Here is an 852-nt window from a genome sequence, read left to right as displayed (position 1 = left end):
AAATATCAATGCTCTATCGGCGATTTTCTGTCTAATTTCACCTTGAAAGCCTCATGGTTATAGATCGGTTCATGAAAAATGTCGCAATCTTAATACAAAGCATAAGCAATGGTGTGCTTATATGGGGTAAAGCCTATAATCAAATTAGTGCATATTAAATGCAAAAGGCTGAGCTGCTCTGGAAATAGTTCTAAGTCGATAGGCTTATCGTTGACACAATCCATCTATAAAGAGGATCGGCAGGTCCCAACTGGAATGTCGCGAATTGACTGTGAATTTTGAGCCTTGGGCTAATTACAAAAAAAGGGGCTAGGGTATGAGTGAATCTACGACAACAGTGCATCCAAAAATGCAAACGACTTCCAGTCTAACTCCTGTTATAGAGTGGTCTTACGATATTGATACTCGCGAGTTCGAATGTGATCAGCAAGGAATGGCAAAGGCATTTGGGATAAGTACGCCAGTAACCAGCCTAAATAACTTGTTTGATCATATGCTGATGGGGCAACAAGAAACGCTAAAACAACGAATTCTAGAAGTGGAACTCTTTGGCGGACGGGGGCGGTTTTCTTGTTGCATGATGCTAAAAAACGTTAACTTAGTGCACGTTACTATTAGTTTTGAAAGGCTCAATAAGCGCATTATCCAAGGCACTATCATTCCACAATTAACAATCACTGGTTGCGAGGAGTTAGCGAAAATTCTCGAAACGATTTTTGATTTGCCAAATGTAGGCGTTTTAGTTGCCGATGAAGATACGCGCATCTTAGGTTGTAACCGTGCCTTTGAGTTACAAATGGGCTATCAAAACCGAGATCTGGTTGGGCTTAAAACTCATATATTCAGTACCTG

At 40.6% G+C, this 852-nt stretch carries 1 protein-coding gene; it reads left to right on the top strand.

The window, feature by feature from the left end:
* Positions 1-316: 316 nt before the first annotated feature.
* Positions 317-852 (top strand): PAS domain-containing protein (locus tag IQR33_RS24080; RefSeq protein WP_193844133.1); only part of this gene is annotated, 536 nt, incomplete at its 3' end.

It is taken from the genome of Vibrio sp. OPT46, assembly GCF_015163535.1.
Taxonomy (GTDB): domain Bacteria; phylum Pseudomonadota; class Gammaproteobacteria; order Enterobacterales; family Vibrionaceae; genus Vibrio; species Vibrio alginolyticus.
This window is presented reverse-complemented; position numbering and strand designations above follow the sequence as displayed.